The organism is Mangrovimonas aestuarii, from assembly GCF_028767185.1.
In the GTDB taxonomy this organism is placed as follows: domain Bacteria; phylum Bacteroidota; class Bacteroidia; order Flavobacteriales; family Flavobacteriaceae; genus Mangrovimonas_B; species Mangrovimonas_B aestuarii.
Genome location: NZ_JARACK010000009.1, coordinates 62,419 through 86,718 on the forward strand (window position 1 = coordinate 62,419; position 24,300 = coordinate 86,718).

25 protein-coding genes are annotated in these 24,300 nt (G+C 37.2%); 15 read left to right on the forward strand and 10 right to left on the reverse strand.

The window, feature by feature from the left end:
* Nucleotides 1-24 precede the first annotated feature (24 nt).
* Complete coding sequence (locus PWU04_RS11700) at nucleotides 25-1,041, reverse strand: SRPBCC family protein (RefSeq protein ID WP_274476292.1); 1,017 nt, start codon at nucleotides 1,039-1,041, stop codon at nucleotides 25-27.
* A 98-nt stretch (nucleotides 1,042-1,139) separates the two neighbouring features.
* Between PWU04_RS11700 and PWU04_RS11705 the strand changes: the two genes are divergently transcribed.
* Together PWU04_RS11705 and PWU04_RS11715 are read left to right on the forward strand one after the other, a co-directional pair.
* Entirely contained in the window at nucleotides 1,140-3,188 is a 2,049-nt protein-coding gene (locus tag PWU04_RS11705) for a dipeptidyl-peptidase 3 family protein (protein WP_274476293.1), read from the forward strand.
* 294 nt (nucleotides 3,189-3,482) lie between these two features.
* Nucleotides 3,483-3,875: a nucleoside triphosphate pyrophosphohydrolase family protein gene (locus PWU04_RS11715; RefSeq protein WP_274476295.1), complete on the forward strand. Its 393-nt coding sequence runs from the start codon at nucleotides 3,483-3,485 to the stop codon at nucleotides 3,873-3,875.
* Nucleotides 3,876-4,029: 154 nt separating this feature from the next.
* Here PWU04_RS11715 and PWU04_RS11720 read toward each other — a convergent pair whose 3' ends face one another.
* Nucleotides 4,030-4,251 carry a hypothetical protein gene (locus PWU04_RS11720; protein WP_274476296.1) on the reverse strand — a complete coding sequence of 74 codons (222 nt, stop codon included), beginning with the start codon at nucleotides 4,249-4,251 and terminating at the stop codon, nucleotides 4,030-4,032.
* Nucleotides 4,252-4,487: 236 nt separating this feature from the next.
* Nucleotides 4,488-5,552 (reverse strand): branched-chain amino acid aminotransferase, encoded by a 1,065-nt coding sequence (locus tag PWU04_RS11725; RefSeq protein WP_274476297.1) that lies wholly within the window; start codon nucleotides 5,550-5,552, stop codon nucleotides 4,488-4,490.
* Between the two features lie 123 nt (nucleotides 5,553-5,675).
* Between PWU04_RS11725 and PWU04_RS11730 the strand changes: the two genes are divergently transcribed.
* The 4 genes from PWU04_RS11730 (at nucleotide 5,676) to PWU04_RS11745 (ending at nucleotide 8,322) form a co-directional block, all read left to right on the forward strand.
* The gene (locus PWU04_RS11730; protein WP_274476298.1) at nucleotides 5,676-6,197 is read left to right on the forward strand and encodes a DUF4920 domain-containing protein; all 522 of its coding nucleotides are present in this window, start codon (nucleotides 5,676-5,678) and stop codon (nucleotides 6,195-6,197) included.
* A gap of 2 nt (nucleotides 6,198-6,199) precedes the next feature.
* Nucleotides 6,200-6,637: a hypothetical protein gene (locus PWU04_RS11735; protein WP_274476299.1), complete on the forward strand. Its 438-nt coding sequence runs from the start codon at nucleotides 6,200-6,202 to the stop codon at nucleotides 6,635-6,637.
* Nucleotides 6,638-6,645: 8 nt separating this feature from the next.
* Complete coding sequence (gene mnmD, locus PWU04_RS11740; protein ID WP_274476300.1) at nucleotides 6,646-7,323, forward strand: tRNA (5-methylaminomethyl-2-thiouridine)(34)-methyltransferase MnmD; 678 nt, start codon at nucleotides 6,646-6,648, stop codon at nucleotides 7,321-7,323.
* 90 nt (nucleotides 7,324-7,413) lie between these two features.
* On the forward strand, nucleotides 7,414-8,322 hold the full coding sequence (locus PWU04_RS11745) for a TIGR01777 family oxidoreductase (protein ID WP_274476301.1): 909 nt from the start codon (nucleotides 7,414-7,416) through the stop codon (nucleotides 8,320-8,322).
* A 62-nt stretch (nucleotides 8,323-8,384) separates the two neighbouring features.
* On the opposite strand, the gene PWU04_RS11750 is transcribed toward PWU04_RS11745, so the two are convergent.
* A complete protein-coding gene (locus tag PWU04_RS11750) occupies nucleotides 8,385-9,059 on the reverse strand; it encodes a YceI family protein (protein WP_274476302.1) in 675 nt (224 codons plus the stop codon).
* A 156-nt stretch (nucleotides 9,060-9,215) separates the two neighbouring features.
* Here PWU04_RS11750 and PWU04_RS11755 point away from each other — a divergent pair, with 156 nt between their 5' ends.
* The 6 genes from PWU04_RS11755 to PWU04_RS11780 all read left to right on the forward strand — a co-directional run bounded on the left by PWU04_RS11755 (nucleotide 9,216) and on the right by PWU04_RS11780 (nucleotide 15,491).
* Nucleotides 9,216-9,758 carry a nucleotide exchange factor GrpE gene (locus PWU04_RS11755; protein ID WP_274476303.1) on the forward strand — a complete coding sequence of 181 codons (543 nt, stop codon included), beginning with the start codon at nucleotides 9,216-9,218 and terminating at the stop codon, nucleotides 9,756-9,758.
* A 59-nt stretch (nucleotides 9,759-9,817) separates the two neighbouring features.
* Nucleotides 9,818-10,942 (forward strand): molecular chaperone DnaJ, encoded by a 1,125-nt coding sequence (gene dnaJ / locus PWU04_RS11760; RefSeq protein ID WP_274476304.1) that lies wholly within the window; start codon nucleotides 9,818-9,820, stop codon nucleotides 10,940-10,942.
* Nucleotides 10,943-11,245: 303 nt separating this feature from the next.
* A complete protein-coding gene (locus PWU04_RS11765; protein ID WP_274476305.1) occupies nucleotides 11,246-12,178 on the forward strand; it encodes an ABC transporter ATP-binding protein in 933 nt (310 codons plus the stop codon).
* A complete protein-coding gene (locus tag PWU04_RS11770; protein WP_274476306.1) occupies nucleotides 12,175-13,488 on the forward strand; it encodes an ABC transporter permease in 1,314 nt (437 codons plus the stop codon). Before PWU04_RS11765 ends, PWU04_RS11770 begins: the two co-directional genes overlap by 4 nt.
* Before the next feature lie 5 nt (nucleotides 13,489-13,493).
* The gene (locus PWU04_RS11775) at nucleotides 13,494-14,318 is read left to right on the forward strand and encodes a mechanosensitive ion channel family protein (protein WP_274476307.1); all 825 of its coding nucleotides are present in this window, start codon (nucleotides 13,494-13,496) and stop codon (nucleotides 14,316-14,318) included.
* Between the two features lie 9 nt (nucleotides 14,319-14,327).
* Nucleotides 14,328-15,491 carry a sigma-54-dependent transcriptional regulator gene (locus PWU04_RS11780; RefSeq protein WP_274476308.1) on the forward strand — a complete coding sequence of 388 codons (1,164 nt, stop codon included), beginning with the start codon at nucleotides 14,328-14,330 and terminating at the stop codon, nucleotides 15,489-15,491.
* 55 nt (nucleotides 15,492-15,546) lie between these two features.
* Here the strand turns inward: PWU04_RS11780 and PWU04_RS11785 are convergent, their stop codons facing one another.
* On the reverse strand, nucleotides 15,547-16,287 hold the full coding sequence (locus PWU04_RS11785) for a hypothetical protein (protein ID WP_274476309.1): 741 nt from the start codon (nucleotides 16,285-16,287) through the stop codon (nucleotides 15,547-15,549).
* 129 nt (nucleotides 16,288-16,416) lie between these two features.
* Here PWU04_RS11785 and PWU04_RS11790 point away from each other — a divergent pair, with 129 nt between their 5' ends.
* The 3 genes from PWU04_RS11790 (at nucleotide 16,417) to PWU04_RS11800 (ending at nucleotide 19,368) form a co-directional block, all read left to right on the forward strand.
* Nucleotides 16,417-17,295 (forward strand): PPK2 family polyphosphate kinase, encoded by an 879-nt coding sequence (locus PWU04_RS11790; protein ID WP_274476310.1) that lies wholly within the window; start codon nucleotides 16,417-16,419, stop codon nucleotides 17,293-17,295.
* Nucleotides 17,296-17,390: 95 nt separating this feature from the next.
* Nucleotides 17,391-18,767 carry a M20/M25/M40 family metallo-hydrolase gene (locus tag PWU04_RS11795; protein ID WP_274476311.1) on the forward strand — a complete coding sequence of 459 codons (1,377 nt, stop codon included), beginning with the start codon at nucleotides 17,391-17,393 and terminating at the stop codon, nucleotides 18,765-18,767.
* A 64-nt stretch (nucleotides 18,768-18,831) separates the two neighbouring features.
* The gene (locus PWU04_RS11800; protein ID WP_274476312.1) at nucleotides 18,832-19,368 is read left to right on the forward strand and encodes a DinB family protein; all 537 of its coding nucleotides are present in this window, start codon (nucleotides 18,832-18,834) and stop codon (nucleotides 19,366-19,368) included.
* A gap of 35 nt (nucleotides 19,369-19,403) precedes the next feature.
* Here the strand turns inward: PWU04_RS11800 and PWU04_RS11805 are convergent, their stop codons facing one another.
* From PWU04_RS11805 to lysA, 5 genes are all read right to left on the reverse strand, one after another.
* Entirely contained in the window at nucleotides 19,404-19,847 is a 444-nt protein-coding gene (locus PWU04_RS11805; protein WP_274476313.1) for a hypothetical protein, read from the reverse strand.
* Between the two features lie 161 nt (nucleotides 19,848-20,008).
* Complete coding sequence (locus PWU04_RS11810; RefSeq protein WP_274476314.1) at nucleotides 20,009-21,202, reverse strand: DUF1624 domain-containing protein; 1,194 nt, start codon at nucleotides 21,200-21,202, stop codon at nucleotides 20,009-20,011.
* Nucleotides 21,203-21,213: 11 nt separating this feature from the next.
* Nucleotides 21,214-22,302 carry a proline iminopeptidase-family hydrolase gene (locus PWU04_RS11815; protein WP_274476316.1) on the reverse strand — a complete coding sequence of 363 codons (1,089 nt, stop codon included), beginning with the start codon at nucleotides 22,300-22,302 and terminating at the stop codon, nucleotides 21,214-21,216.
* Nucleotides 22,303-22,348: 46 nt separating this feature from the next.
* Entirely contained in the window at nucleotides 22,349-22,861 is a 513-nt protein-coding gene (locus PWU04_RS11820) for an SRPBCC family protein (protein ID WP_274476317.1), read from the reverse strand.
* A gap of 60 nt (nucleotides 22,862-22,921) precedes the next feature.
* The gene (gene lysA, locus PWU04_RS11825; RefSeq protein WP_274476318.1) at nucleotides 22,922-24,127 is read right to left on the reverse strand and encodes a diaminopimelate decarboxylase; all 1,206 of its coding nucleotides are present in this window, start codon (nucleotides 24,125-24,127) and stop codon (nucleotides 22,922-22,924) included.
* Nucleotides 24,128-24,300: the final 173 nt, after the last annotated feature.

Below are 24,300 nucleotides of genomic sequence, written 5' to 3' on the forward strand. Positions count from 1 at the left end.
TAGTTATAATTGGTGGTTGTCAATTTATTTTACAGCAATGTAAATTTCTGTTAACCATTCTGCTGGGTTTGGGTGCTCTCCTGGGTCGTTGGCATAAACTTCAAGCATAGGCCCATCTTCAGTAAATTCCAAGCCTTGTTTTTCCATCTCTTTCATAGCTACATCCCAAGCTTCCTTTAGGTTGTCGTAATTACCTTTTAGGGTAACCTTAAGTGCTTTAAATGGTTCCATTTGTCCTGTAAGGATATCTCCTTCTGTAGTGATCACTCTCTCTGTAGTTGGTACGGCACATGAGAACATTGTTGTTCCGTTTTTTTCATCCCAACTATGGTAATAGGTAAACGGAGCTCCTGCCATTTGGATATTGTTAGACATCGCATAGCTGCCCACTTTAGGCATCATTTGCTGTATTTTACTTGCCACTTCATCGATACGGCAAGACACAGTATTGTATAGGTAGTATCCGCCACCGTGCTCTACAACACCATTTACTTTAATATTGTATGCTTTCATAGAAGAAATTGCTACACTGTCTAAACGCTCCAATCCTCGTTCAAAATCAGGTCCCATCATAGCGTCCATACCACCACTGAATGCGGCAAAACCTTTTAAGAAGAATGGTACTTTATCACTTTTCATGCCCCAAGTTACCTTAGTGCCATCTTCAGCAGGTTCAAATTTCCAGTAAACATCAGATGGATCGTAGTCTTCCCACTGCATTTGTTGATCGATAGTAGAGTATGGATTTGCGGCCAATGTTTTCATGTTACCATTGCCTTCTTTGTCTTCCCAAGAATAAGAGCCACCAACACCTTCGGTTTGCTCAGCCCAGTTAAGTTTCATATCTGGATTCTTTTCGATCCAGGCCATCCATTTTGGCCAAGACTTATAGTCAATAACTTCGTTATAAACCACAGAGGCAGGAGCCTTGATGGTTCTGGTTCGAGATACATCGTAACTGTTAGGCTGTACGGCTACGTAAATCGCTAAACCAATGACCACTATTAACAATAGTAGAAAAATGTACTTTAATGCTTTCATGTATGTGTTTTTGATTAGTTAGTTATCTCAAAGGTAAGCAATTTTGTCAATCATTGAAAAGTATTACATTTGCTTTCAACTTATTAAAATTATAACCAATGAAATTTAAGTCAATACTTGGATCGGCCTTGGCAGCTGGGGTTTTGTTAAGCTCTTGTGGTCAGGATAAATCTAATGAAAAAGAGGTAAAAATACCTCAGGAACAAAAAACAGAAGTTGCTTTTGATTATAACGTTGAGCAGTTTGCAGATATAAAGGTATTGCGTTACAAAGTTCCGGGTTGGGATAACCTGTCTTTGGAAAAGCAGAAGTTGGTGTACTACCTTACCCAAGCAGGTTTGGCAGGGCGTGATATCATGTGGGATCAAAACTACCGACACAACCTTTCAATTAGACAAGCGTTAGAGAATGTTTACAAAAATTACAATGGAGATAAGAATACTGATGATTGGAAAGCTTTCGAAGTATACTTAAAACGAGTTTGGTTCAGTAACGGAATTCACCATCATTATTCTAACGACAAGCTAAAAGCAGACTTTTCTGCAGATTACCTTAAGATGTTGTTAGCTGAAACTAATACCACTTTAGAAGGGGAGGCTTTCGATGTAATCTTTAATGATAGGGATACTAAAAAAGTAAACTTAGCTCAAGGCATAGACAACGTAGCTATGAGTGCCATAAATATGTATGGGCCAAATGTAACCAATGCCGATGTAGAAGCCTTTTATGCTACCAAACAGTCGCCAAACCCAGATAAGCCATTGTCTTTTGGTATCAATACGCAACTGGTAAAGGAAAACGGTGAAATTAAAGAACGCATATATAAGTCTGGTGGACTTTATGGAGGAGCGATTGATGAGATTATAAAGTGGTTGGATCTGGCTAAAGGTGTGGCCGAAAATCAGGCACAAGCAGATGCTTTAGGGTTGTTGATTGAGTATTATAGAACTGGAGACCTTCAAACTTGGGACGACTATAACGTTGCTTGGACTAACGCTACAGAAGGAGATATCGATTACATTAACAGTTTTATTGAAGTGTATAATGATCCGTTAGGCTACACGGGGTCTTACGAAACTATTGTACAGATCAAGGATTTTGATATGTCTAAAAAAATGGCTGTGTTATCTGAGAATGCACAGTGGTTTGAGGATAACTCTCCTTTGATGGACGATCACAAAAAGAAAAACGTAGTAGGGGTGACTTACAAAGTGGTAAATGTAGCGGGAGAAGCTGGAGATGCTTCACCAAGTACACCTATAGGAGTGAATTTACCTAACGCTAACTGGATTCGCGCTGCCGTAGGTAGTAAATCGGTGTCTTTGGGTAATATCATTGACTCTTATAACAATGCAGGCGGTTCCGAGCGACTTAAAGAATTTGCTAACGATGAAGAGGAAATAGCCTTAGAAGAACAATACGGAAAATTGGCCGATAAATTACATACTGCATTGCACGAAGTGATTGGGCATGCTTCTGGTCAGTTAAACCCAGGTGTGGGAGAAACAAAGGAAACTCTTAAAAACTATGCCTCTACTTTAGAAGAAGGTCGTGCGGACTTGGTAGGTTTGTACTATTTATACACTCCAAAACTACAGGAATTAGGATTAGTAGACGATTGGCAAAAAGTTGGTATGGCTGCTTACGATGGTTATATCAGAAATGGTTTGATGACTCAATTGATTCGTTTAAACCTAGGCGATGACGTAGAAGAGGCCCATATGCGTAACCGTCAATGGGTAAGTGCTTGGGTTTTCGAAAAAGGGAAAGCCGATAACGTTATTGAAAAAGTTACAAGAGAAGGGAAAACCTTCTATAACATTAACGACTATGATAAACTTCATGAGTTATTTGGGGTGTTATTAAGAGAGACACAACGTATTAAGTCTGAAGGTGATTTTAACGCTGTTCAGGCACTTGTTGAGGGCTATGGTGTAAAGGTTGATCAGGACATTCATGCTGAAGTACTAAAACGTAACGAACAGTTTGAATCTGCTCCTTACAGCGGATTTGTAAATCCTGTATTAGTGCCAGAAACCAATGATAACGGTGAAATTACTGCTGTTAAAGTAACACAACCAGAAACTTTTGCAGGACAAATGTTAGATTATAGTGCGCGTTACAACTTTTTACCTAACGTAAACTAAGTAAAGCACTGAAGGATAAATTGAAAGGCGACCAAAATGGTCGTCTTTTTTATTTAAAAATAAACTTTATGGAAACGATTAGAAGGATAAAAGCAATAAAGGCTAATAATACCCAAAAACTACCTTTATAATAGCGTTTGTGCAGTTTTAGGTCTTTTCTGTACATAAACACCATCACAATAATAAATGCGATAGCAAACAAAATTCCGAATATGATTTGACCTTTTGTAAACATGAGCTATTTTTAGCGCGAAGTTACTGAAATAATCAGATATAAATTACAAGTAAAAGACTATGCAAGATAAAATAGAAGCTGTAAAGGCATTCCATTCCGCATTTAAAATTGGACACCGCGAAACGCCAAAAGCCGATTTGGGAACCGATAAGAATATGTTGCGCTATAAATTGATGCACGAAGAAAACAAAGAGTATTTAGAAGCGGCTAACAATAACGATTTGGTTGAAGTAGCAGATGCCTTGGGTGATATGCTCTATATTCTTTGTGGTACCATTATTGAACACGGGCTGCAATACAAAATAGAAGAAGTATTTGAGGAAATTCAACGCAGTAATATGAGTAAGTTGGGTGATGACGGTGAGCCTATTTATCGCGAAGATGGTAAAGTGCTTAAGGGCCCTAATTATTTCAAGCCTAATATTGCTACAATATTGGAAGGTAAAAATTAAGCTTTTCTGTTAAAAAAAACGCCCACTCAAGGGGCGTTTTTTGTTTTGTGAGGGTTGGTATTTAATTTTTATTGAAAGTAAATATTCACTTATATTCAATTTCGAATCTCTTTATTTTAAGAGGATGATTAACTGTTTTATATAAAGCCAGTTACTAAGCTTCGTTTTCAATTTTATTTCTTTTTATCTCAAAGGTTTCTAAAGCGTCTTTTATGATATCAAAAGAATCAGATGCCCTTTGCATTACTTTATCAAGTTCTTTATCCAGTTCCTTAGATTGAATGCTAAAGAGCTCTACCTCTAAAACACCTATTTTTTCTATTAAGCTTTGCTGCGTGTTTTTTATGTCTTCCATTTTAACTAAAACAGAATTCATTATCGATAGTTTTTTTTCCGTTTTTTCGTCCATTTTCACCTTGTTTTGTTTGTTTAAATATACTAATTATCTAGTTATTAGTGTTTTAGGTGTGTTTTGTGTCGTGTGTAAAGGAATTTATAAAGAGAAAGAGTGTTGTGTTTAGGTGTAGGATAGGATTTTTGACTATAGTGAGATAATAACAAAAAAGCAACCCTATTAGGATTGCTTTTCAATATCTTTATTATGTCAATAATCTAAACTTCTTCCCTCCAGCTGTGAATATCTTCAGACTTGTTGTACTGTATGTTCATTAACTGTTGTTTGAAGAACGCAGAGTAAGGTTGCTCTGGTTTTCCAAATTCAAAAGTTTCACCTTGATGGGAGAAAGCTATAATCGGACTGATGATAGCTGCGGTTCCCGTACCAAAAATTTCCTTTAGTTCACCATTGCGGGCAGCTATTTTTATTTCTTCTACCGGTACACGGCGTACCTCAACTTTAATGTTATTGTCCTCAGCGATTTGTATCACACTCCTTCTGGTAATACCATCTAGGATTCTATCGTTTGTAGGAGCCGTTATCAAAGTATCGTTTATTCTAAAGAATATGTTCATGGTACCAGCTTCTTCCAGATATTCGTGGGTGTTGGCGTCTGTCCAAACAATTTGTTGGAATCCTTTGTCCTGTGCTAATGAAGTAGGGTAGAACTGTGCAGCATAGTTTCCGGCAGCTTTAGCAAACCCAACACCACCATCGGCAGAGCGACTGAATTTTTCTGAAAACATTACGCGAACATCACCAGAATAATAGGCTTTTGCAGGTGAACAAATAATCATGAATTTGTATTCATGCGATGGTGCTGCAGAAATAGCAGGCTCAGTGGCAATCATAAACGGACGGATGTACAAAGAGTTTCCATCACCCTTCTGTACCCAATTTCTGTCCATATCGATTAAGGTTTTTAATCCATCTATAAAATAATGTGCAGGTAACTCAGGCATAGCCAAGCGAGCAGCAGATTTGTTCAATCGTTTAAGGTTTTCCATTGGACGGAACAACCACACTTTATCGTTTTCGTCTTTATAGGCTTTCATACCTTCAAAAATGGCTTGGCCGTAGTGGAACACCCGAGCCGAAGGGTCGATGGTTAAAGGGTGGTATGGAGAAATTTTAGGAGTCTGCCAAGCACCGTCTTTAAAGTCGCACTCAAGCATATGATCGGTAAAGGTGCGGCCAAAAGCTAAATTGTCAAAATCCACTTCGGGGAGTCTGCTTTCAGTAACCTTTACAATATCGATATCGGTAGTTATGTTGTTCATTTTTATTGAGTTGTTTTGTGTTGCGAAAGTAGCTATTTAATGCTTGTTTTGAAACAGAAACATTTTTAAAAAAAATGGTATCTTTACCGGAAAACTTTTAATTAATCAATCCCTATTTTAGCTATGAAAAAGATTGTAGGTCTTCTAGTGGCCTTGTCCTTTATGCAGGCCTGTAAAAAAGAACCAAAAGCTGCACAAGCCGAAACGGAAACCAATGTGGAAATTACCACTTCACAGAATTCTGAATATGTTTTTTTTGGTGAAAAAATCACAGATGAAAACGCAGTTCAAATAACCGAGTTTGCAGAAAAATATTCATCTATGTCTGTTGGAGACAGTCTGCCTGTTAAATTAATTGGGAAAGTTGATGCCGTATGTCAAGCTAAGGGGTGTTGGATGAAACTTGACATGGGAGATGGTGAAAAGGTTATGGTAAAGTTTAAGGATTATGCCTTTTTTGTACCAATGAATATTGCTGGGCAGGAAGTAGTTATCGATGGAAAAGCGTTTTTAGATGAGGTGAGTGTTGACGAACTCAAACATTATGCATCTGATGCGGGTAAAAGTGAAGAGCAGATAGAAGCCATTACAGCGCCAGAGCGCAGTTATTCTTTTATAGCTGATGGTGTTTTGATTAATCAATAAATATGAAACACTTATTAGTTGCTCTAATTTCTTTTTCATTTTTTGGGTGTAAAGAACAGCTAAAAGAGACTGTCAAGAAGAGTGATGCTCCTTTGGTTTTTGATATGTACGAACCTTCAGAAATGGCTAATTTAATGAATGCCATGTACGCGCATAATCTTGAAGTAAAAGAGCAAATAATAAAGGGGGAGCTTCCAGCGGAGTTCCCTTTGGGTTTTTTGAGAATTCATTCAGCTGAGTTGTCCGACTTTAAGAAACGCAATGCAACCTTTGAGAGTTTTTCTGAATTATTTATTCAGGCCGAAAGGGAAATCTACAATACCGAATCTAATCTAGAGCCTAAGGAGCGCTTTAACAATGCTGTTAATGTTTGTATTTCTTGCCACCAAACCGAATGTACTGGTCCAATTCCAAGGATTAAAAAATTACTGATACCCTAACTAAACCTTTGGAGAGAAAGATTATTACAACAGCAGATGGTTCCAAAACCATATATATTCCGGAATGGAATGAACACTATCATTCCAAACATGGTGCGATCCAAGAAGCTTATCATGTGTTTGTAGAATACGGGTTACGTTATTTTCTAGAGACTAATAAACCAAAGCAAGATTTGAATATACTTGAAATTGGTTTTGGCACAGGGCTTAATGCTTTTATTACTCTGCTTGAGAGTATTCGTGATGGTTTTGCTGTGAATTATACAGGAGTGGAAGCGTTTCCTGTAAGTCTGGAACAGGCCTTGGCGATGGATTACCCGAAGGAGCTTAATGTTGATGAAGTTCAGAATCTTTTTGTAAAGCTTCATGAAACACAATGGGAAGAAACAGCAGAAATAACTTCGATATTTTCATTGCATAAGAGAGAGCTCAAGTTTGAAGAGATTACCGATGAAACCAAATATGACCTAGTTTATTTTGATGCTTTTGGAGCTCGAGTGCAGCCGGAATTATGGACTGAGGATATTTTTGAAATAATGTACAAAGCACTTAAAAATAGCGGTGTATTGGTGACATATTCGGCGAAAGGAAGTGTAAGAAGAGCTATGCAATCTGTAGGCTTTACCGTTGAGCGATTGCCAGGCCCCCCAGGAAAAAGAGAAATGCTAAGGGCGACCAAAAGTTAAAATCTTAATGAGGCGTTACTTTTTTGTTAAACGTTGCTTAATCAATCCTTTGTTTCCGTTTACAATACCTAACTTTAAGTAAAAACCTCTATGAAAGTTCTAATTACAGGGGCAACAGGTCTTGTAGGGCAAGCAGTGGTAAGGCATTGTTTGTCCCAGGGGATTCATGTAAATTACTTAACTACTCGATCTAGTAAGGTTAAGGATGATATACAATACCGTGGTTTTTTGTGGAGTGTTGATGCTGGGAGTATTGATAAATCATGTTTTGATGGAGTAGATGTTATTGTACATTTAGCTGGTGCTACTGTTTCAAAACGTTGGACCCCTAGGTATAAAAAGGAAATAGAGGATAGTCGAATAAAGAGTACTGAGCTGTTGATTAATAGTTTGAAAACTGTCAATCATCAAGTTCGTCAGGTTGTGACTGCAAGTGGTGTGAATATCTATCCCGATTCCCTAACAGCTTATTATGAAGAAGATTGTAAAGAGGTAGATAATTCTTTCCTGGGAAAGTTGGTTTACCGCTGGGAAAGAGCTGTTGATGGATTTTCCAAATTGAATATCAGTATTACCAAGATGCGGATTGGTATGGTGCTTTCTGCACATGGAGGGGCGCTTCCGGAAATGGCAGCGCCAATTAAACTGGGTATGGGAGCTACATTTGGTAAGGGAACACAATGGCAATCTTGGATTCATATTGACGACTTGGCGGGTATTATTTTATTTCTTGCTGAAGAGAGATTACAAGGTGTATATAATGCTATAGCCCCTAACCCTGTAACTAACAGGGACTTTACAAAAACTCTTGCAACTGTTATGAAGCGGCCTCTTTTTTTGCCTGACATACCAAAGACTATCATGAAATTAGTTTTGGGCGAAATGCATGAATTATTATATTCAAGCCAACGTGTTAGTTCTAAAAAAATAGAAGCGGCTGGTTACATCTTTAAGTATCACAGTTTAAATATGGCTTTGAAAGCCGAGTATGGCGAATAAAAAAAAGCTACCATTGGTAGCTTTTTATAGTTAGTATAGTTGGGGCTTATGAATCTTGCTAATTAAGCTTGTTTTTTTGCTTTAATATTGACAGCCAAAACAATATCGTCATTAACGAATTTATCTCCTAAATCTTCAAAGATGGTTTTAGAGCCATAGTTAACGCCCCACTTGGTGCGGTCAATTGCAAATTCCTCACTCTTGATAGTAATATAATCTCCTTCTGTAGTTACAGTAACTGGAAAGGAAATATTGTGCTTAGAGTCCTTTAAAGATAGGTTTCCGGAAAGCAACAACAGTCCTCCGTCCATTGGTTTTGTTTCAGTAATTTCAAAAGTACCTGTCGGGAATTTTGCAACATTGAAAAAATGGTCTTCTTTGCCTTCCACGGTTCCTTTCAAATGTGACTCAAGATTGTTTTTGTACTCACCTTCTAAATCTAGAACGGTAATTGAGTTCATGTCGATTAGGAAAGTTCCACTAAGAATTTCGCCATCTTTTACTTGTAGTGTTCCTGTTTCAATGTTAATTGTTCCGTTATGGGTTCCGGTTGGTTTAGAGCCTTTCCATTCAATAATGGAGTTGTCGGCGTCGGCAGTGTAATTGTTTGTCAAGCTTTCGGCTACAGCAGCTGGCTGGGCTTCTGTAGTGTCAGCTTCCTTAGCCTTTTCTTTACATGATGAGGTTCCAAAAGCCAAGGCCATAACAACAAACATATTTAACAATGTTCTTTTCATAAGTTAAATTTTTAATGGTTAAACCACAAAAATACGTATTTGGGAGACTCACTGCCAAGAAATAAAAAAAAATATTGGTGACATTTTGACATTTATTTGATAATGGCAGTACTTTTGCCTACCAAAATTGCAAGATTGATTTAAATCACTTTACAAATGAGTAAAAAAGATAATAAAGAGCATTTAGTGGATGACCAGACCGAGACGACACAAGAGCAAACTGTTGAGGTAGAGGAACAAGAAGTACAGAGCATAGAGGAAAAACTTCAAGAGGAGTTAAAACAGGAGAAAGATAAATTTTTACGTCTATTTGCTGAGTTTGAAAATTATAAAAGACGTACAGCTAAAGAGCGTATTGAACTTTTTAAAACGGCAGGAGAGGATGTGATTAAGGCCTTGCTTCCTGTTCTTGATGATTTTGACAGAGCTTATGTAGAGATAGCAAAAACACAAGAAAAAGACTTACTAAAAGGGGTTGAGCTTATTAGTAGTAAACTAAAAAGCACTCTTGAGCAAAAAGGGCTGAGTCCTGTAGAAGTGGTTCAAGGAGATGTGTTTAATGCCGACGATCATGAAGCTGTTACTCAAATACCAGCGCCTAGTGAAGACCTTAAAGGTAAAATTATCGACGTTATAGAAAAGGGGTATAAATTGGGTGATAAGGTTATCCGTTTCCCTAAAGTGGTTATTGGGCAATAAAGAATCTATGTTTAATGCGTTTATTTAAAAGAACTACGCACGACAGCTTATAAATCAATATGAAGAGAGATTATTACGAAATATTAGGAGTAGATAAGGGGGCCAGTGCGGCAGAAATAAAAAAAGCTTACCGGAAGATGGCTATTAAGTATCATCCGGATAAAAACCCTAACGATCATGAAGCCGAGGCTAAGTTTAAGGAGGCGGCCGAAGCGTATGAGGTTTTGAGTAATCCTGAGAAGAAGTCGCGTTATGATCAATTTGGTCATCAGGCCTTCGATGGTGCAGGAGGATTTGGCGGTGGCGGTATGAATATGGATGACATATTTAGCCAGTTCGGAGATATTTTTGGAAGTGCCTTTGGTGGTGGAGGATTCTCTGGTTTTGGAGGAGGATTCAATGGCGGAGGCCAACGTCGCGTTAAAGGTAGTAACCTACGTATTCGCGTAAAATTAACCTTGGAAGAAATTGCCAATGGAGTTGAGAAAAAAATTAAGGTAAAGCGTAAGGTTCAGGCAGATGGTACAACTTACAAAACTTGTACTACTTGTAACGGAAGTGGTCAAGTAACCCGCATTACAAATACTATATTGGGCCGTATGCAAACGGCAACAACATGTAATGCTTGTGGAGGTGCAGGTCAGATAATTGATAAAAAACCAGCCGATGCCGATGCGCAAGGTATGAAGGTTAAAGAAGAAACTGTTTCTATTAAAATACCTGCAGGTGTTGTTGATGGTATGCAGCTTAAAGTATCTGGTAAAGGTAATGAAGCTCCTGGTAATGGTATCGCAGGAGATTTATTGGTAGCTATTGAAGAGTTGGAACATGCAACCTTACAACGTGAGGGTGATAACCTTCATTATGATCTTTACGTAAGTTATCCAGATGCAGTATTGGGAACTTCCAAGGAAATAGATACGGTTACAGGTAAAGTGCGTATTAAGATAGATCAAGGAGTACAATCTGGTAAAATATTACGACTTAGAGGCAAAGGGATACCGAGTATAAATGGTTATGGTAGAGGTGATCTTTTAGTTCATGTTAATGTGTGGACACCTCAAGAGCTAAATAAGCAACAAAGAGAATTCTTTGAAAGCATGAAAGATGATGATAATTTCAATCCAAAACCAGAAGGGTCCGAAAAATCTTTTTTTGAAAAAGTAAAAGATATGTTTTCATAACATATTGTAAGTAATATAGTTATAAAAAATCCACTTTGATAAAAGTGGATTTTTTTTATTTATTTTAACTTAAATGCAGAAAAATTAATAAATATTTAAGAAAAAACCTTATATTTGATTAATCACTAATCCATTTTAGTGGTAATTTTTCTTTTTCATAGCAATTTTTTCCCATCCTTATTTCAAGTTGATTACTTAAGGATGGGTTTTGTGTTTTATGAGGCTTCTCAAAATTTAAATCATCGAAGTAAACTTTGCTCTACAACATTTAATATCTTTATCCCCTAGCAAATAATTACGGATATGAACAACATATTAGAAGCTCAATCTGTTTCTAAAAAGTTTGGAGAAGCTACTGCTCTTAACGGCGTTTCCATTTCAGTGCCTAAAGGGAGTATCTTTGGGTTGTTGGGGCCTAATGGTGCTGGTAAAACAACACTTCTTAGAATTATTAACCAAATAACAATGCCTGATTCAGGTCAAGTGCTCCTTGACGGAGAACCTTTGCAATTAGAGCATATTAAAGATATTGGATATTTACCTGAAGAGAGGGGATTGTATAAATCTATGAAGGTTGGTGAGCAGGCTTTATATCTAGCACAGTTAAAGGGGCTTAGTAAAGCAGAAGCAAAAGTAAGGTTAAAAGTTTGGTTTGAGCGCTTGGAGATTGGCGATTGGTGGGACAAGAAAATCCAAGAGCTTTCCAAAGGTATGGCTCAAAAGGTTCAGTTTATAGTTACCGTGCTCCATAAACCTAAACTATTGATTTTCGATGAGCCTTTTTCTGGATTTGATCCAATTAATGCTAACTTAATAAAAGATGAGATTCTGCGTTTGCGTGAAGAAGGAGCTACTGTCATTTTTTCTACCCATCGTATGGAATCTGTTGAAGAGCTTTGTGATGATATAGCTCTTATTAATAAATCAAACCTTATCCTTAAGGGTAAGTTAATGGATATAAAGCGCCAGTACAAAACAAACACATACGAAGTAGGTATTACCAGTAAGGACAATGCCTTTCTAGAGAGAGAGCTTAAGAGTAAATTTTCTGTAACACCTGCGGAGTTTAAAACTATTGATGAACAACTTAAGCTTAATATCAAACTAAACAACGGAGAGTCACCTAACGAGCTATTATCATATTTGACCACTAAAGGTGAGGTTTCCCATTTTGTTGAGTTGATTCCAAGTATCAATAATATTTTTATTCAAGCAGTAAAGAGTCATAAACCATGAACCATTTACCACTAGTTATAAAACGGGAATACCTTACTAAGGTTAGAAATAAGTCGTTTATTGTTATGACTATTCTCAGTCCAGTTATAATGATAGTACTTGTTGCAGTAGTCGCTTATTTATCCCAAATCAACAATAATAAAAAGCGTAGTATCTCTGTATTGGATGAATCTGGAATGCTGCAGGAGGTATTTCAAAACACAGATAACATCACTTATACTTTATTGGGGCATATGTCCTTGACTGAAGCTAAGAAGATAGTAGCGGAAACCAATGCCTATGGTTTGTTGCATGTGGCACCAGTTCAAAGTTTGGATAGCTTGTCTAAAGGAATTACATTTTATTCTGAAGATAGTCCTTCCTTAAGTTTGATGACCGATTTGGAGAAGAAATTGGAAAAACAGATTGCAGATCAAAAATTGAGCAATTCAGGTGTTGATCTTCGGCTTATCAACGCCTCTCGAATTCAAGTAACAATTGATCAGGAAAGTTTTTCTGGAGAGAAAACCTCAAAAATTGATAGTGTTATTAAGCTAACGTTTGGTGGTGCGGCTGGTTATTTATTGTTCATGTTTATTATCATTTATGGTAATATGATTATGCGTAGTGTTATTGAGGAGAAAACCAGTAGAATTATAGAGGTTATCATTTCTTCAGTTAAACCTATTCAGTTGATGTTGGGCAAAATTATAGGAACATCTTTGGCAGGGATTACTCAATTTGTTATTTGGGTCATACTTGGAGGGGTGCTGTTAATGATTGTTTCTACTATTTTTGGGGTTAACTTTATGGAAATGCAAACCCAGCAACAAGTCGTGGTTGAACAAGCCATTCAAAGTCAAAATGTAAACATGGAAATACAGCAAATAATTACAGCTTTTTACCATTTACCCATAGCTAATCTTGTAATTGCATTTGTTATGTTTTTTATTGGAGGCTATCTTTTGTATAGTTCCCTATACGCCGCAATTGGAGCCGCTGTTGATAATGAAACAGATACCCAACAGTTTATCCTGCCAATTTTAATGCCTTTAATACTTGCCGTTTATATTGGTATATTTACAGTTATCGAGGATCCCCATGGAACGGTTTCTACTGTGTTTTCTTTTATTCCGTTCACCTCGCCGGTAGTCATGTTGATGCGTATTCCGTTTGGGGTGCCTTTATGGCAACAAATTCTATCACTAATGTTGCTTCTGGTAACGTTTATGGGAACGGTTTGGTTTGCCGCAAAGATTTACCGAGTAGGGATTTTAATGTATGGAAAGAAACCGAGTTATCGTGAACTTATTAAATGGATTAAATATTAGTTTTAATGAAGGAAATTAAAGAGGTTTTGTGGTATACTATCCAATTTACGGACCAAATTAGTATTCCGGTATATGGAATTTTAATGCTCTTTGTAGTATTGTTGGCTGCGAGCTTTTTAATGAGATTCCTTAAGCGGGTTATTACCAGTAAACTACCCCATGACGATAAAGTGAAATTTGGAATGCTGTTTTCTTATGGGCGATGGCTTATTTATCTTATTATTTTTCTGATAACCCTTCACTCCATGGGGGTGAATGTAACTGCGGTTTTTGCTGCATCTGCTGCGCTATTGATAGGTGTTGGTCTCGCTTTGCAAACCTTGTTTCAGGATATTATTTCCGGGGTATTCATTTTGGTTGATCAATCAGTTCATGTGGGAGATATTATAGAAATTGATGGTAGAGTAGGGCGTGTAGAGGAAATAAAACTACGTACTACAAGAGCGGTTACCATCGATAACAAAGTGATGATTATTCCTAATCACCTTTACCTAACCAATAGCTTGTACAATTGGACGCAGAATGGCACAGCAACACGAGAGAGTGTAGATGTTGGTGTAGCCTATGGTAGCGATGTACAATTAGTTAAGCGCCTATTATTGGAGGCGGCAAGCTCACATCCAGAGGTTTTGGATACCCCTCCTCCAGCTGTACGATTTATGGATTTTGGTGATAGTGCTTTGGTATTTAGGCTGATCTTTACAATTAACGACAGTTTCACAGCAGCCGTCCCTAAGAGCGATATCCGTTTTAAAATTGATGAGCTTTTCAGGGAGCATAATGTTAGTATACCATTTCCTCAACGTGATGTTCACATCATTCAAAAATAGAGATTTAAAATGCCTAAAATTTTAGTTATAGAAGATGAGGCTTCGATTCGTCGTGTCTTGGTAAAGATTCTTTCTGAAGAAAGTGAAAACTACGAAGTAGCAGAAGCAGAAGATGGTCTAGTCGGAATTGAAAAAATAAAAGATAACGATTTCGATTTAGTGCTATGCGACATAAAAATGCCTAAAATGGATGGGGTAGAGGTTTTAGAAGCAGCTAGAAAGATTAAACCTGAAACCCCTATAGTGATGATTTCAGGTCATGGTGATCTGGATACCGCAGTAAACACTATGAGACTGGGAGCCTTTGATTACATATCTAAACCGCCAGATTTAAACAGGCTATTGAATACAGTTCGTAACGCTCTAGATAGAAAGGAGCTAGTAGTTGAAAATAAGATTCTAAAAAAGAAAGTTGGGAAGAACTACGAAATGATTGGCAACAGTGAGGCTATTACACATATCAAAGGAATTATAGAGAAAGTTGCTCCAACCGATGCACGTGTTTTAATTACTGGACCCAATGGAACAGGAAAAGAATTGGTAGCTCATTGGTTGCACCAAAAGAGTGAACGGTCTAAAGGGCCTATGATAGAAGTGAATTGTGCTGCAATTCCAAGTGAGTTGATAGAGAGCGAATTGTTTGGTCACGTGAAAGGAGCTTTTACAAGTGCCAATAAAGATAGAGCTGGAAAGTTTGAAGCTGCCAATGGGGGAACGATTTTCCTGGATGAAATAGGAGATATGAGTCTCTCTGCACAAGCAAAAGTGTTACGTGCTTTACAAGAAAATAAAATTCAACGTGTTGGTAGTGATAAGGATATTAAAGTTAACGTGAGGGTTGTTGCTGCAACCAATAAGGATTTAAAGAAGGAAATTGAAGGAGGTAAATTTCGTGAGGATTTGTACCATAGATTGGCTGTTATTTTAATCGAGGTACCAGCACTGAACGATCGACGCGATGATATTCCGTTACTTGTGGAATATTTTGCAAATAAAATTGCATCAGAACAAGGTACAGCTGTTAAAGGTTTTGATTCTAAGGCAATAAGGCTGCTTCAGGAATATGATTGGACTGGAAATATTAGAGAGTTAAGAAACGTGGTAGAGCGTTTAATTATCCTCGGAGAAAAAAAGGTAAGTGTTAACGATGTTAAACTCTTCGCTTCAAAATAGAAAACACAAAAAAAAGCCGGAACTGAAAAGTTCCGGCTTTTTTGTTATGTGAATACTAATTAATTGCACAACTACTAAGTTTGTCAAGATAGCTAGAGGTAAGGGTTTTTAAGTAGTCAATGTAATAGTTTTTAATAGTTGTAAGACTTTCTGAGGAATCGGCCTTTTGAATGTTAGATGCAGAAATTGGATTCTCATTACAACCACAAATTTTCAATGCTTTGTTGTAATTCTCAACATTGTCATTGATAACCAACTGATACGATTTTATGAGTTCTTCCTTCTTTATCAGGAGTTCTTTTTCCTTTTGTTCAGCAAGCTTTTGTTTTAATTCCTCTTCTTGACGCTTTAAAGCTTCTTGTTGATCTTTTAAGCGCTCCTGTTCCTCTGCCAAACTGGCCAGCTCTGCTCCGGGACTCTCTTCTTCAATTTGAGAACACAAGGCGAGTTCATCCATGATTGTTACTGATAGCTCTTTTGCTTTTTGAGTGTAGTAGCGCCCTGTTTCGTATTTTTCAACCTCTTCAACTTTAGATAAATATTCAATGTTATCATAAGTAAGGTTGTTAGCTTTTTGACAGTTTCCACATTTGTCTAAAATAGCCTTAACCCTTTCGAAAGATTCCTTGGATCGGTTAGCGTAATATTTTAAATGGGTTAGGTTGTTGGCTTCGTAGGCTGATTTAACATGCGAATAAGCGTAAACCATATCGGAGTCTGCTTCGGAACATTGTGCCCGTCCTGATGTATGGACATAACATGTCAATATTAGGGAAAATAAGTAGTAATTTTTCATTGATTTGAGTTTTTAAAATTCATAAGTAGGTAGGGTAAAAGTAAGAAAAAATTTCTGTAGGGATTCTTTTCTTGGCAACTTCTACCGAATGTGGTATCTTGAAAATAGAAAATCTTTACACTTTATCTCATGAAATCCGTTAACGTAAAACAGTTCAAGGCTACTTCAAAAATGAATCTTTCAAAAATTCCAACTAAATTGGATCTTAATGCATCAGAAAAGAAACTGGAAAAAGAATTGGAAAAGGTGAGAGAGTCTTTGGGAAAACTTCAGGATACTATGTATGCTCATGGTAAATATTCTGTTTTGGTTTGTTTACAAGGGATGGATACGGCCGGAAAGGACAGTTTGATTCGCGAAGTATTCAAGGATTTTAATAGTCGAGGTATTGTAGTGCATAGTTTTAAAACACCTTCAAGTTTGGAGCTTAAACATGACTTTTTATGGCGCCATTATTTTAGGTTACCAGCAAGAGGGAAATTTGGGGTTTTTAATAGAACACATTATGAGAATGTGCTTATTACAAGGGTTCATCCCGAATATTTATTGAATGAAAATCTTCCCAATATTAATAAAGTTGAAGATGTAACAGAAGCCTTTTGGGATCAACGCTTTAAATCGATTAACGATTTTGAAAGACATATAACTAATAACGGAGCTATTGTGTTTAAGTTTTATCTTCATTTATCGAAAGGGGAACAGCGTAACAGGTTGTTAAGGCGTTTAAGAAAGGAAAACAAGCACTGGAAGTTTTCTGCCAGCGATTTAAAGGAACGTAAACTTTGGAGTCAGTATAGGATGTGTTATGAAGATGCCATCAACCGAACGTCTACAGATTATGCTCCTTGGTATGTAATACCATCTGACGATAAAGCTACAGCAAGGTATATAGTAGCAAGAATACTTTATGATAACTTAAAGAAGTATGAGGATATCAAGGAGCCAAAGCTTGATGAGGTAACTAGAGCTAATTTAGAATTGTATAAACGACAATTGGAGGAGGAGTAATAGGTTTTACATTCAATTTTTATGAATTTTTTACGACTGTCCTTAAGGGAAATTTTATCTTTAACCCTTAAATCACCAAAATGAAATTGCCAGGTATGAAGTATTTTTTTACGCTGTTTGTGGTGCTGTTAATCCATTTAAACAATTTTTCGCAAACCAATGAACAGGTAATCAAAACAATTTATAATAAAGCACTCACCAATGGTAAAAGTTATGAATGGTTGGATTATTTGTCCAATCAAATTGGTGGCCGTTTATCGGGGTCTTTGGGTGCAGAACGTGCTGTAGCCTGGGGGAAGGAAGAGCTTGAGCAATTAAGGTTGGATAAAGTTTGGTTGCAACCCGTTATGGTACCTCGCTGGGTACGAGGGGCTAAGGAATATGCTTATGTAGAATCTTCTAAAGGACAAACTACAACTGTTAATATTTGTGCGTTGGGAGGTTCTGTTGCTACATCTGCCCTTGGTATAAAGGCTCCAATTATAGAAGTGAAATCTTTTGAAGAACTCCAAGATTTGGGTAATGAAAAAGTTTCAGGGAAGATTGTGTTTTATAATCGACCAATGCAAGCCGATTTAATCAATACGTTTGAAGCTTATGGAGGATGTGTTGATCAACGTTACAAAGGTGCCCTCGAAGCGGCAAATTACGGTGCCATAGCCGTAATAGTAAGGTCTATGACTTTGAGTGATGACGATAGTCCCCATACGGGATATATGACCTATGAAGATTTGCCAGAATCACAACGTATACCTTCTGCAGCCATAAGTGTTCATGGTGCTGAATTGTTGAGTAGTATGCTGAAGCTTGACGAGGGGGTTCAATTTTATTTTAAACAAAATTGTAAGCAAATGACAGATGTACAATCGTATAATGTCATTGGCGAAATTAAAGGGAGTGAATTTCCTGATGAATATATCGTTGTAGGGGGACATTTGGATTCTTGGGATCTTGGAGATGGGGCTCATGATGATGGTGCGGGAATTGTACAGTCAATGGAGGTGTTAAGGTTGTTCAAGGAAACAGGCATTAAGCCTAAACGCAGCATTCGAGTTGTTATGTTTATGAATGAGGAAAATGGTTTACGAGGTGCAAAAAAATATGCTGAAGAAGCAAAAAGAAAAGGTGAAACCCATATTTTTTCTCTAGAAAGTGATGCCGGAGGATTTACTCCTCGAGGTTTTTCTTTTGATTGTAGTGATGCTAATTTTAATGCGGTATTAGAGTGGAGGTCACTGTTTGAACCGTATTTGATTCATTATTTCGTTAAAGAAGGAAGTGGTGCAGATGTTGGTCCACTAAAAACAAATACAAATGTAGTCGCAGGCTTGAGACCAGACAGTCAACGTTATTTTGATTACCATCATACCACAAAAGATACTTTTGAAGCTGTCAACAAAAGAGAATTGGAGTTGGGAGCAGCGACTATGGCTGCTTTGGTATATCTCTTTGATAGATATGGTCTTAATTAGATAATTAACAAGTGTTATGCGCAGATTTTTAATTTGTTTTACCCTTTTATTTTCAATATTTACTATGGCCCAGAATCCTTCAAATGAATTGCCTTATAAGGAGATTCCTGAAGCTCCTAAGAACTTTACGGCAGGAACGGTAGCTTCCCGAATGGTCGACGGTTTGGGCTTTCGGTTTTACTGGGCAACAGATTCGCTTACGGAAGAGGATTTAGCCTTGCGGCCAAGTCCTGAAGCACGTTCGGTAGGAGAAACCCTTGAACATATTTATAGGCTATCTAAAGTGATTGTTAATGCTGCAACAGGAACGCCAACAATCACAAACATAGAGGAGTCTGAATTGGATTACGAAACGCTGCGTGCTCAAACTTTGAGGAATTTAAAAGAGGCTTCAGGAATTTTGAAAGAAAGTGAAGATCTTTCCTTGATTACCATTGAATTGGTAGGGGGTGATAGTAGCGCAAGTTTTCCGTTTTGGAATGCAATCAATGGTCCCATAGCTGATGCAATATGGCATTGTGGTCAGATCGCATCGTTTAGAAGGATGTCTGGAAATCCAATTTACTCGGGAATAAGCCAGTTTTTAGGAAGTGTAAAATAACAAAGGGGCTTTAAGCCCCTTTGTCTTATATATAGTTACCATTTTTTTCTAGCCAATTGTCCCATAGATGAACGGACATAAGATTGGTATTCTTCGTGGATTTTATCCGCCTTTTCTTTGTCTCCTACCAGCTTTGTGAAAGCTTGGCGCCACTTAATATCATCAGGGCTAATTTCCCAATTCATGCTATCAAGCCCGTCTTTAAGTTTCCAGACTACCATTAAATCGTATTCCCCTGAGTTCATTTCCATAACCATATAAGGGCCAGGGAGATTAGCGCTTTTAGTAGCTTTCATATAATAGTTCTCTACAATATCCATGGCCTTTTGGAATTTACCGGTTTCATAGTCAATGTAAACAACATAATACCATTCAGGATTGTCGTACTTCTTTGGTTTCATTTCTTCATCCTGAGCATTCACAGTTCCGGAGAACATGAAAAGGGCCAGAGTAAAAAACAAATAATTGAGCGTTTTCATATTAAAGTGTATTTAGATGGTTAATAATCAGTATTGAAACGCTATAGGGGACCTTAGGGATAACATAGGTAGGTTTTGGAAGAAAAGTAGCAAGGTCAAAAGTAAGAAAAAATAACTCTTGTTGTTTGTTTAAATTGCTGTTTTTTAATTGTTTGGGAGTTTTATAAGTAGCTTAGCCACCACTTTTTAGGGTTTGTTGCTTTGTACTGCTGATACCATTGACACAAGGGGTATAACATAACAACTACCATAATCCAAACAACATATGTTACCCAAAGGTCGAAGCCGTACGAAGCTAAAGTGCTAGATGTAAATCGCGTAGGGGTTAGTATATACTCTTTCCAATTAAGTCCTAAAACATTTAATGCTATAAAGCCAATGAGGTGTACAATGTAGAGATGTATTATATAATAGAAAAATGGTACTCTTCCAATGATAACAAGGGCTTTGCTTAACCAACCCTTTGCTGATTCTGTAATCGCTAAAAAAAAGAGGGAGGGACCAACTGTCATCAATAAGTAAAGTAAAGATGGAGGGTATTTTGTTGTATTTAGGAAAGACATGAAGGTGAAAAGTCCATTTTTTTGAACACTCCAAGTACCCATATCCCCATAAATATTCAATGCCCGCAAAATTATAAACAAAACAATACTACTACTACCAAGTATGTATAGCCATTGCTTCCGCTTCGAAGCATAAAATTCTGGTTTGTAAAGACTTCCGAAGCAATACCCCAAAATCATTACGCCAATCCAAGGTAGTATGGGGTAAGCGAAAGCAACCATGTTTCCGTTGCTGAATGGTACAAAATTACTTTGATGTAATATATACCATAATATATTGAAAGGACTTGATCCAGAAAAAGTGATGTTGTCCAAAGTATTATGAAGAAAGACTATTGCCAAACCTATTACAAGTAGTGCTTTTTTGGAAAGGAAAACGCATACCGATAAAACTATCATAGAAAGTCCAATAGCCCAAATTACCTGAAGTATGTGAACACCTAAACGAATGTCAAATGTCCAGGCGAAGTTTACCACAGTCAATTCGATAAATACGAGCCATAGCCCCCTAGTAAACAAGAATTTTGAAAGTGTTTTAGTGTTTTCCTGTTTTTGTCCGTAAAGAAAGGCTGATGTTCCAGCTAGAAATACAAACACAGGAGCACAGAAATGGGTAATCCAGCGAGTAAAAAATAACGCAGGTGTTGTGGTGTTCAAATCGGTGGGATTGCTGAAAAGAAATCCATGATGTGTATAGTCTCTAACATGGTCCAGGGCCATTATAACCATAACCAATCCGCGCAATAAGTCTATTGATTGAATTCTTTTAGTTCGATTGGAAATAGTATTCATGGGTAGGGAGATTAGCTTTTTGGGGTGAAATTTCCATTATTTACATCCTTGATGAATTTAATAAGTCCACTGAAATAGGTTTTCTGATCATCATACTGGGATAAGTGACTCCCATTTGGGCAATATAAAAAGCGTCCGTTATGTACTTCACTGGCCATCCATTCCATGTATTTGGGATCCATGGTGTCATATTTAGCCCCAATCATTAAAGTTGGAACAGTTATGGAGTTTAATCTGTTGGAAACATCCCATCCTTTTAAAGAGGCATTACCTGTAACTCCAAACTCACTGTATCCTTGCATATAAACATATATGTTTGGGTTGAGATGCTCCATCATTAAGTTTATGGATTTGGGCCATTGATCTAAGGGCATTCTCAATACATGTTCAGGATAATAGTAAGAGGTAACCAACTCTTCGTATCTGGGATTGCCAAAATCATTGTTTGCTTCCAAAGATTTAATTTCTTCCAAGATGTTCTTAGGTAGTTGTGGGCCTAATACATCGGCTGCATATTGCTCATATTTTGGAATGCTCGCCATCATATTTGAGATAATAAGGCCCTTTAGATGTTGCTGGTATTTTAGAGCGTATTCCATAGCTAGGATTCCACCCCACGACTGTCCGTACAGATAGAAATTATCCTCATTCAAACCTAGCGCTTTCCTAACTTGCTCTACTTCTTCTACAAAGCGATCAGTAGTCCATAAGGTAGAATCATTAGGTTTATCACTATAGTACGAGTCTAATTGGTCATAGTAAATGTATTCAATTCCTTCTTTTGGTAAATAGCCATCAAAACAGCCGAACTGTTCGTGAGTGCAACCAGGACCGCCGTGAAGCAATAGTACTCTCATTTTGGGGTTGTTGCCAATACGTTTTGTATAAACCTTAAAAGTTCCTCTAGGCGTTTCTATGGGAATCATATTTATACCTCCTGTAAACTGATCAGGACTATTAGAGTAGTCCAAATAGGTTGAAATCGTAGATTGTTCAGGTGTTTTGGTCGATTGCTTTTGTTTACAGGAAAATGAAAGCATTAAACTTAAAAGTAAAACAACCTTTATGGATTGTTTTTGAAGGAAGAGTAGACTCATCATTTGGTTTGTTTGTAGAAGTAGGAGAGGTTAGTAGTAATGGGGGAAATTACATGTTTACATACTCATAACCAGCAAGCCCTACATTGCGCAAGTCTACATCGGTTTCATTTAGCATAATGTTGTACTCTAACTTTGCTTTGAGATTGGCCAACCAAAAGGTCCAGCCGTTGCTGCAGCCATAGAAAATTTCTAATTTACTTTTTTCGTCTTTTGGAATATTGGCCTGTTCTAAGGAAACCAATACACTTGAATCCTTTTGTTCCATTTTTACTGTTACTATGCATTTTCCTGCAAAAGTGAATTTTATGAGATTTTTGCCATTGGCTTCGAGTATTTGACCTTTTTCCTCTCCATCCCAATTATGCCATCTCCAAGTATAATCGTCCCCCTTTTGTATGGGCTCTTCGGGTGCCAGATGTTCACCGTGCCTGATAAAATCTGCCGACTCTAAAAACCATGAGGTAATTCCTTTTTCTGTAGACCAACAGTCGTAAATAATCCTTAAAGGTGCTTTAATGTGTATACGTTTAGTGAATGCATCCCAACTTAGTGCTTTCATAATCAGTGATGTTTATTCTAAAGGTATAAAAAAAGCGCCAACATTGTGGCGCTTACTATTTTAAAATTCCATTTCAACTTGGTTCCTTGTTAGGTCGTCGAATGTTTCTCTTTTTCTTATCAGATGGGCTTCGTTGTTATACCAAAGCACTTCAGCAGGTCTGTAACGTGAGTTATAGTTAGAAGACATAGAGTAGCAATATGCTCCTGCATTTTTAAACGCCAAAATATCACCTTCGGTAATTTCCTTAATGCGTTTATTGTTGGCGAAAGTATCCGTTTCACAAATGTAACCTACTACAGAGTAGAAACGTTCACGTCCGTCAGGGTTTGAGATATTTACAATTTCATGTTTCGCCCCGTAAAGCATAGGACGAATCAAGTGGTTGAAACCAGAATCTATTTGTGCAAAAACAGTAGATGTAGTTTGTTTAACAACATTTACTTTGGTTAGAAACATTCCAGCTTCACTTACCAAAAATTTACCAGGCTCGAAAGCAAGGGTTAAATCCTTTCCGTAGTTTTTACAGAATTCATTAAAACGCGCACTTAGTTTTTCGCCAAATTCTTCAATATTGGTTTCTATGTCACCTTCTTTATAAGGTACTTTAAAGCCAGAACCGAAATCTACAAATTCAAGATCTTTAAATTGCTTAGCAGTATCGAAAAGGATTTCACTGGCATAAAGAAATACATCAATATCCAAAATATCACTACCAGTATGCATGTGAATTCCGTTAATGTTCATCTTGGTATTTTCAACAATACGTAAGATGTGTGGAATTTGGTGAATGGAAATCCCAAACTTACTGTCTATGTGTCCAACAGAAATGTTTGTATTTCCTCCCGCCATTACATGAGGGTTAATACGAATACAAACTGGAGTATTTGGGTATTTGGTTCCAAATTGTTCTAGAATAGACAAGTTATCAATATTGATCTGAACTCCAAGTTTAGCCGCCATTTCTATTTCTTCAAGAGATACACCGTTTGGCGTATAGATAATCTGCTCAGGATTAAATCCAGCTTTAAGACCAATTTGTACCTCTTGGATAGATACTGTGTCTAAGCAAGACCCCAAAGTTTTAAGAAGTTTAAGGACTGATATGTTGGACAGTGCTTTTACAGCATAGTTCACACGGATGTTCTTTACCTTACTGAAAGCCGAGGTTAAGCGTTTATACTGACTTACAATCTTCTCTGCATCATAAACATACACAGGGCTTCCAAAATCATTTGCTATCTGCAATAAGGTATTATTATCCATTGTTTTATTAAGGTAAAATTAATAGGCTGCAAAATTAGCGAAGTTTTTTCATATATACTTTATGAAGTTAGGGCAATAAAGCAATAGGTGTATGAGTTGGTGAAAGAAAATGAATCTTAACAAAATTAATTGGTTAAAACCATTAGGTTGTTTACTTTTGTGCATCTATAAAT

What these genes read in the sequence shown, in the direction of transcription:
- dnaJ (WP_274476304.1), top strand. Translation starts at nt 9,818, where the DNA reads ATGAAGAGAGATTATTACGAAATATTAGGAGTAGATAAGGGGGCCAGT.
- PWU04_RS11800 (WP_274476312.1), top strand. Translation starts at nt 18,832, where the DNA reads ATGGCCCAGAATCCTTCAAATGAATTGCCTTATAAGGAGATTCCTGAA.
- PWU04_RS11810 (WP_274476314.1), bottom strand. Translation starts at nt 21,202, where the DNA reads ATGAATACTATTTCCAATCGAACTAAAAGAATTCAATCAATAGACTTA.
- PWU04_RS11725 (WP_274476297.1), bottom strand. Translation starts at nt 5,552, where the DNA reads ATGAACAACATAACTACCGATATCGATATTGTAAAGGTTACTGAAAGC.
- PWU04_RS11765 (WP_274476305.1), top strand. Translation starts at nt 11,246, where the DNA reads ATGAACAACATATTAGAAGCTCAATCTGTTTCTAAAAAGTTTGGAGAA.
- PWU04_RS11750 (WP_274476302.1), bottom strand. Translation starts at nt 9,059, where the DNA reads ATGAAAAGAACATTGTTAAATATGTTTGTTGTTATGGCCTTGGCTTTT.
- PWU04_RS11780 (WP_274476308.1), top strand. Translation starts at nt 14,328, where the DNA reads ATGCCTAAAATTTTAGTTATAGAAGATGAGGCTTCGATTCGTCGTGTC.
- PWU04_RS11770 (WP_274476306.1), top strand. Translation starts at nt 12,175, where the DNA reads ATGAACCATTTACCACTAGTTATAAAACGGGAATACCTTACTAAGGTT.
- PWU04_RS11715 (WP_274476295.1), top strand. Translation starts at nt 3,483, where the DNA reads ATGCAAGATAAAATAGAAGCTGTAAAGGCATTCCATTCCGCATTTAAA.
- lysA (WP_274476318.1), bottom strand. Translation starts at nt 24,127, where the DNA reads ATGGATAATAATACCTTATTGCAGATAGCAAATGATTTTGGAAGCCCT.
- PWU04_RS11755 (WP_274476303.1), top strand. Translation starts at nt 9,216, where the DNA reads ATGAGTAAAAAAGATAATAAAGAGCATTTAGTGGATGACCAGACCGAG.
- PWU04_RS11735 (WP_274476299.1), top strand. Translation starts at nt 6,200, where the DNA reads ATGAAACACTTATTAGTTGCTCTAATTTCTTTTTCATTTTTTGGGTGT.
- PWU04_RS11700 (WP_274476292.1), bottom strand. Translation starts at nt 1,041, where the DNA reads ATGAAAGCATTAAAGTACATTTTTCTACTATTGTTAATAGTGGTCATT.
- PWU04_RS11730 (WP_274476298.1), top strand. Translation starts at nt 5,676, where the DNA reads ATGAAAAAGATTGTAGGTCTTCTAGTGGCCTTGTCCTTTATGCAGGCC.
- PWU04_RS11785 (WP_274476309.1), bottom strand. Translation starts at nt 16,287, where the DNA reads ATGAAAAATTACTACTTATTTTCCCTAATATTGACATGTTATGTCCAT.
- PWU04_RS11790 (WP_274476310.1), top strand. Translation starts at nt 16,417, where the DNA reads ATGAAATCCGTTAACGTAAAACAGTTCAAGGCTACTTCAAAAATGAAT.
- PWU04_RS11805 (WP_274476313.1), bottom strand. Translation starts at nt 19,847, where the DNA reads ATGAAAACGCTCAATTATTTGTTTTTTACTCTGGCCCTTTTCATGTTC.
- PWU04_RS11820 (WP_274476317.1), bottom strand. Translation starts at nt 22,861, where the DNA reads ATGAAAGCACTAAGTTGGGATGCATTCACTAAACGTATACACATTAAA.
- PWU04_RS11775 (WP_274476307.1), top strand. Translation starts at nt 13,494, where the DNA reads ATGAAGGAAATTAAAGAGGTTTTGTGGTATACTATCCAATTTACGGAC.
- PWU04_RS11720 (WP_274476296.1), bottom strand. Translation starts at nt 4,251, where the DNA reads ATGAATTCTGTTTTAGTTAAAATGGAAGACATAAAAAACACGCAGCAA.
- PWU04_RS11815 (WP_274476316.1), bottom strand. Translation starts at nt 22,302, where the DNA reads ATGATGAGTCTACTCTTCCTTCAAAAACAATCCATAAAGGTTGTTTTA.
- PWU04_RS11745 (WP_274476301.1), top strand. Translation starts at nt 7,414, where the DNA reads ATGAAAGTTCTAATTACAGGGGCAACAGGTCTTGTAGGGCAAGCAGTG.
- PWU04_RS11795 (WP_274476311.1), top strand. Translation starts at nt 17,391, where the DNA reads ATGAAGTATTTTTTTACGCTGTTTGTGGTGCTGTTAATCCATTTAAAC.
- PWU04_RS11705 (WP_274476293.1), top strand. Translation starts at nt 1,140, where the DNA reads ATGAAATTTAAGTCAATACTTGGATCGGCCTTGGCAGCTGGGGTTTTG.